The sequence below is a fragment of the Curtobacterium sp. MCBA15_016 genome (genome assembly GCF_001865105.1).
GTDB lineage: Bacteria > Actinomycetota > Actinomycetes > Actinomycetales > Microbacteriaceae > Curtobacterium.
This window is the reverse complement of sequence record NZ_MJGR01000045.1, coordinates 59122-65350: the sequence shown is the minus strand read 5'-3', so window position 1 is coordinate 65350 and position 6229 is coordinate 59122. Positions and strand designations below refer to the sequence as shown.

Annotated in this window: 6 protein-coding genes; 1 reads left to right on the top strand and 5 read right to left on the bottom strand. The window is 73.5% G+C overall.

Annotated elements, in window-relative coordinates:
• Positions 1 to 43 precede the first annotated feature (43 nt).
• The 4 genes from aztD to aztB are packed head-to-tail and all read right to left on the bottom strand — an operon-like array spanning position 44 to position 4213.
• Positions 44 to 1228, bottom strand: coding sequence for a zinc metallochaperone AztD (gene aztD, locus BIV03_RS16425; RefSeq protein ID WP_071296461.1), 1185 nt, complete (start codon positions 1226 to 1228; stop codon positions 44 to 46).
• A 26-nt stretch (positions 1229 to 1254) separates the two neighbouring features.
• Positions 1255 to 2169 carry a metal ABC transporter substrate-binding protein gene (locus tag BIV03_RS16420; RefSeq protein WP_083403496.1) on the bottom strand — a complete coding sequence of 305 codons (915 nt, stop codon included), beginning with the start codon at positions 2167 to 2169 and terminating at the stop codon, positions 1255 to 1257.
• Entirely contained in the window at positions 2166 to 3338 is a 1173-nt protein-coding gene (locus BIV03_RS16415; RefSeq protein ID WP_071296460.1) for a hypothetical protein, read from the bottom strand. Before BIV03_RS16415 ends, BIV03_RS16420 begins: the two co-directional genes overlap by 4 nt.
• Positions 3335 to 4213, bottom strand: a complete 879-nt coding sequence (aztB, locus tag BIV03_RS16410) for a zinc ABC transporter permease AztB (protein ID WP_071296459.1) — start codon at positions 4211 to 4213, stop codon at positions 3335 to 3337. The genes BIV03_RS16415 and aztB overlap by 4 nt, the downstream gene beginning before the upstream one ends.
• Positions 4214 to 4263: 50 nt before the next feature.
• On the opposite strand from aztB, the gene aztA reads away from it, so the two are divergent.
• Positions 4264 to 4890 (top strand): zinc ABC transporter ATP-binding protein AztA, encoded by a 627-nt coding sequence (gene aztA, locus BIV03_RS16405; RefSeq protein ID WP_071296458.1) that lies wholly within the window; start codon positions 4264 to 4266, stop codon positions 4888 to 4890.
• Between the two features lie 27 nt (positions 4891 to 4917).
• On the opposite strand, the gene BIV03_RS16400 is transcribed toward aztA, so the two are convergent.
• Positions 4918 to 6183: an MFS transporter gene (locus tag BIV03_RS16400; RefSeq protein ID WP_071296457.1), complete on the bottom strand. Its 1266-nt coding sequence runs from the start codon at positions 6181 to 6183 to the stop codon at positions 4918 to 4920.
• Positions 6184 to 6229 lie beyond the last annotated feature (46 nt).

Here is a 6229-nt window from a genome sequence, read left to right as displayed (position 1 = left end):
ACCGCGCCTCCCGTCCGCCTGTCCGTTCGTCGGGTCCGCGTCGTTACGCGATCGCCATCTCGTTGGGCACGCCGGGCAGCACGTCGCTCGAGGCGATGGTCTCGCCGGTCGTGAGGTCGACCGCGTGGACCCGCCGCTCGGCAGGGTCGGTGACGTAGGCGACGTCGCCGGCGACCTTCAGTGCCGGGTGGGCGTCCTGCCACTCGGCCGGTCCCTCCCACGGGTCGATCACCGGGAAGGAGTCGAGCAGCTCGCCGGACGTCGTGTCGAAGGTGTGCAGCGCGCCGTCGTCCCCGAGCACGACGGCCTCGTCCTCGGGACCACGGGCGAGGTCCCGGAACGTGTAGCCGACGCCGTCCGGCACGTCGGCGACCCGGTAGGAACCGGATGCCGCGTCGATCAGGGCGATCTGGTGGAGGAGGTACCCCTCGCTGTCCGGGTCGTCGTTGTAGTCGCCGAGTGCGATCGAGGACGTGTCGGTCGTGAACAGGTTGCCGGTCCGGCCGTACTCGGTGGGGGCGTCGAGCTTCGTGAACGCGCCGTCGTCGTACACGAGTGCCCCGTCGGTGCACCCGAAGACCGCGACGTCGCCCTGGACCGCGCCCTCGCCGTGCACGTTCGGGCACTCCTCGGAGCGGGTGGTCTCGTTCCCGTCCGCGTCCAGCGCACGGACCCCGCTGCGGGACTCCTCGTCGCCGATGGTGGTGAGCAGCGTGCCGTCCTCCAGCACGATCGCGACGCCGTGGTGCGCGGCCTCGGACTCGGTCGTCTCGGTGTCGGGCAGTTCGGCGCCGTCGAGCTCGGTGTTGTCGAACGTCGTCACCTGGCCGGTGCCGTCGGCGAAGAGCGCCGTCCGGTCGCCGTGGACGACCGCGTGGCCCCCGGTGTCGGCGGGGAAGACCGCGTCGGTGAGGGCCGGATCGGCCGCGGTGTCGAGCACCCGGAAGCCGCTCGGCACCGTGACGAGCACGTGCCGTCCGTCACCTGCCGGGTTGACGCGGGTGAACCCGTCGACGGCGTCGTCGGTCAGGACGCGCAGATCGTCGTCGAGCACGAGGAGGCCGCCGTCGTACGTGAGCGTGATCCGGGTGCCGTCGGCGCGCTCGGTCGCGGTGCTCGTCGGCTCGGAGGGGGAGGGGTCGGCGGCGCAGCCGGTGAGGGCAAGGGCGGCCGCGCTGAGCAGGGCGGCAGGCAGGGCCGCGGTGCGCAGGGACTTGGTCGTCGTCATGCAGATCACTGTACTGATTCTCATTCTCAATTACGAACGGACAGTCCGTCGACGATCGCCTCGGTGTTCGACCGCATCATCCCGAGGTAGGTGGACGCGGGTCCGTCGGCCGTGAGCGACTCGGTGGCGAGGGAGCGGATCTCGACGTGGACGTCGACCTCGTCGGCCAGCACCTGCGCCAGGCGTGCGGGCTGGGACGCATCGGCGAAGACGGTCGGGACGCCCGCGCCCTCGATCGCATCGGCAAGGTCCCGCAGGTCAGCCGCGCTGGGCGAGGCGAGCGTCGTCCCGCTCGGGATGACGGCTCCGACGACCCGGAACCCGTACCGGTCGGCGAGGTACCCGAAGACGTGGTGGTTCGTCACGAGGGCCCGCTGCCCGGGGCTGAGCGCGCCGAAGGCCTGCTCCATCTCCCCGTCGAGCGCGTGCAGGGCGTCGAGGTAGTCCGCGGTGCCCGTCGCCCGGACGCCCACGTCGCGGAGGTCGTCGTCGAGCGCCTCGACGACGTCGACCATCCGTGCGGGGTCGGTCCAGATGTGCGGGTCCGGGCCGCTGTCGTCCTCGGTCGTCCACTCCAGGGCGTCGACCGCGTCGCCGGCGGTGAAGGCCGGGACGCCGTCGTCGGCCGCGGCCCGGACGTGCCGGGACACGCCCTCCTCGAGGCCCAGCCCGTTCTCCACCACGAGGTCGGCGGTGCGGAGTCGCGCGGCCTCCTGCGCGGAGACCTCGAACGAGTGCGGGTCCGCTCCGGCGGGCATGAGCACCATCACCTCGGCCGCGTCGCCGACGACCTCCGAGACGACGTCGCCGAGGATGTTCGTGGTGACGGCGACGAGTGGCCGGTCCTGCCCGGGAGCAGCGGTGCACCCGCTCGCGCCGAACGCGACACCCACGACGGCGAGGACCGTGACGACGACGGCCCGTGTGCGTGCCCGCGTCACAGTCCGACCTCCGCGAACGCGGCCGGGGCCACGCCGAGGTCGATGGTCCGGGCGACCCGCGCGCCGTCGGCGAAGTCGATCTCGTGCACGGTCCCCGTCCCGCGGTCGGCCAGGTAGGCGCGGTTCGCGTCGAGCTGCAGCAGGGGCGGGGCGTCGTCGGCGACGAGCGGGTCGGTCGCGACGATCGCTCCGGTGGCGAGCGTGTGCACCACCACCCGCCCGGTGTCGTCGACGCCGATCACGTGCTCGTCGGCGTCGTCGACCGCGGCGACGGCGCGGAGCGGGCGCTCGGTCGGCACCAGGCGCCACGAGTGTTCGCGGCTGTCGAGCAGCCAGAAGCCGGCGTCACCGGCCAGGCCCGCGACCGTCGGTCGTCCGGCGCGGGCGGCGAACGAGGTCGGCCGTTCGGCGCCGTCGGGCAACGGCACCGCCGTCGCGCCGTCGTCGTCCACGACCACCGCGCCGTCGGAACAGCCGACGACCGAGCCGGCCCGGGTGACGATGCCTCCGGCCGGGTCGGTGCACGCCGCCTCGGTGCCGGTCGGCGAGCCGTCGGCGTCGAGTACCCGGACGACGTCGTCGGTCGCGGCGACGAGGCGGTCTCCGTCGGGGAGCAGGACCCGTGCGTCGATCCGGGTCCGTTCCTCGACGGTCCCCTGGCCGAGCGCGGCCCGGTCGAGGACGACCGCCTCGTCCCGCTCCGGCCAGGTGATCGTCGTGGTCGTCTCGGAGGAGTGCACCTCGACCGGACCGCCCCCCGCCATCGTGCCGACGACCCGCGGCTCCGCCGCGTAGTAGTGGGTGTGGTCGCCGTGGTCGACCGTCCAGGCGCCGCCGTCCACGATCGTGGTGCGGCTGTCGGAGCTCGTCACGAGGAACCGGCCGTCGGTGGCGGAGTACGTGGGCACGTCGACGTCGTCGAGCGCCGTCGTCTCGCTGCTGAGCAGGTCGTGCAGCGCGGTCTCGCCCGTCCCGGAGACGGCCAGGAGGCGCAGCTGCGGTTCCCGGGATTCGCTCGCCCCCTCGACGAAGCCGTGTGGCCGGGCGGTCGCGCTGGGGTCGCCGGGGGCCGTGCCCGACGAGCAGCCCGTCGTCGCGACGGTGAGTCCGACGACGAGGCTCGTGGTGAGCAGGGTGCGCGTGGGAGCGCGCCGGGTGGAGTGGGTCATGCTGCCTCTCGAGGTGCTGGTACTGCTGTCGGTGGTTCTGTCCCGGGGGTCCGGTCGCGGACCCGGGTGCTGAGCGACGCGGCCGTGCGCGAGAGGCCGACCCCGGCGACGGCGACGGCGGCGATGCTCGCTCCCGCGGCGGTGCCGAGGTGCCACGAGACGAGCAGCCCGACGAGGACGGCCGCGATGCCGATCCCGGCGGCGAGCACCATCGTCGAGCCGACGTGCCGGGTCCACGCACGGGCGGCGGCTGCCGGGGCGAGGAGCAGTCCGACGACGAGCAGCGTGCCCACCGCCCGGTACGAGGCGACGACCGCGAGCGTGACGAGCCCGACCAGCACGATCTCGGCGGCCCGTGGGCGGAGGCCGAGGGTCGCGGCCTTCCGGACGTCGAACGCCGCTGCCGTGAACGGACGGTGGAAGAACACCGCGGTCCCGAGCGCCACCGCGACGGCGATCGTCAGGCCGGTGAGATCCGCACGGGTGACGGCGAGGACGTCACCGAACAGGATCGCGGTGACGTCGGTCGCGAAGGACCTCGAGGAGGAGACGATGATCACCCCGAGAGCGAGCATGCCGACGAACAGGAGCCCGATCGACGTGTCGTACGAGAGCCGGGCCCGACGGCGGAGTGCGCCGACCCCGAGCACCATCACCGCGGCGCTGGCGGCGGCGCCCAGCGCGACGGGGAACCCGGTCAGCGAGGCGATCGCGACGCCGGGGAGCATGCCGTGCGACAGCGCTTCGCCGAGGAAGGCCATGCCGCGGACGAGGACCCACGTGCCGACGACCGCGCAGAGCACCGCCGCCAGTCCGCCGCCCACGAGGGCACGGACCATGAAGTCGACGGAGAGGGGATCGGTCAGCCAGGTCACGGTCGGAGACGCTACATGAAAATGACTATCGATACTGATAGTGTCCTCAGGTGCCCACGACGACCGACGCTGCCACCCTCGACGTCGCCGGACTCGTCGTCCGACGCGGCGACCGGACCGTCCTCGACGGGGTCGATGCGACCTTCCCCGCCGGTTCGGTCACAGCGCTGACCGGGCCGAACGGCTCCGGAAAGTCGACGCTGCTCGACGCGCTCGCCGGGGTCGTGACGCCGGATGCCGGCGCGGTGACGCGCCGCACCTCCGTCGGCGTCGCCTACGTGACCCAGTCGGTTCCGCCGAGCGCGCTCCCGCTCACCGTCCGTGCCACGGTCCGCATGGGCCGGTGGTCCGGCCGTCCGTGGTGGCGACCGCTCGTGCGTGCCGACCGCGACGTGGTCGACGAGCAGCTCGACCGGATGGGGATCGCTTCCCTGTCGGACCGGCCGCTCGACGAGCTGTCCGGTGGGCAGCGTCAGCGGACCCTCGTCGCGCTCGGACTCGCGCAGCGGGCGGGGGTGCTCCTCGTCGACGAGCCCACGGCCGGGGTGGACGCCGAGTCGGGTCGCCTCGTGGTCCGCGCGCTCGCCGACGAGGCAGCGTCCGGGGTCGTGGTCGTGCACGCCACGCACGACCCGACGGTCATCGCCGGAGCGGACCGGGTCGTCCGGCTCGGCTGACCGTGGCGGCGCCGTCCGTCGGGACCATCAGGGGCAGGCGACGGCGACGGAACCGGTCGCGGTCGTCTCCGCCGGAGCGGTGGCACCTGCCGGATCGGGGACCGCGGGAGCGGTGACCTGCGCCGGGGCGGCGCTCGAGCGGCGCGCACCCAGCGTCACGAGCACGATCGCCCCGACGACCGCGACCCCGCCGGCGAGCCAGAAGTCGACGGCCAACCCGAAGGACGACACCGCGGCGCCGCCGAGCACCGACCCGGCCGCGATCGCCAGCTGGATCGTCGTCACGAACAACGCGAGCCCGGTCTCCGACCCCGCGGGCGACGACGTGGACATCCAGGTCTGCATGCCGAGCGGCAGTGCTCCCCACACGAGGCCCCACACGACCAGCAGGACGAACACCCCGACGACCGAGTGTGCGAGCAGCGGGAGCAGGACGACCGCGCCGGCGAGGACGAACTTCGCGGAGCCGATCGTGCCGAGGACGCTCCGGCCGAGCGTGAACCCGGCGACGAAGTTCCCGACGATGCCCGCGATGCCGAAGACCAGCAGCGCGATCGTCACGGTGTCCGCGCCGACCCCGACGAGGTCCTGCAGGTACGGCGCGATGTAGGTGTAGGCGGCGAACTGCGCGGTGAAGAGGAACGCGGCACCGATCAGGCCGACCCGGGCCCTGCGCACACCGAGCAGCGACACGAGCGTGCCGAACCGGACGCGCTGCTGGGCGGGGATCCGCGGGAGCATCGCGAGCTGCAGGCCGAGCGCGACGAGCCCGAGCACGCCGCCGATCACGAACGCCAGCCGCCACGTGGCGAGGGACGACACGAGTGCGCCGAGGGGCAGGCTGACGACGGTCGCGACCGAGACGCCCGCGGTGATGAGGGACGTGGCGCGGATCACGGACTCGGGGCGGACGAGGCGTCCGGCGATCCCGGCGCCGATCGCCCAGAAGCCGCCGATGCCGACGCCGAGGAGCATCCGGGCCACGAGCAGTACCCAGAACGAGGGCGCCACCGCTGCGAGCGCGTCCGCGACGACGAGCAGCACCGTCAGGCCGACCAGGACGACCCGGCGGTCGAGCGCGGACGTCCACACGGTGACGACCGGCGCGGCGACCGCTCCGACGAGGCCGGTCGCGACGACCATGAGCCCCGCGGTGCCGACACCGACGTCGAGGTCGGCGGCGATGGCCGGCAGCAGGCCGATCGGGAGGAACTCGGACAGGACGAGGACGAACGATCCGAGTGCGACGGATGCGACGCTGAGCCACCCACGGCGCGTTGCTGACGAGGTCATGCGGGCGTCAAGCACGCGCCCGCGCGGTCCATTCCCGCGTGACGGG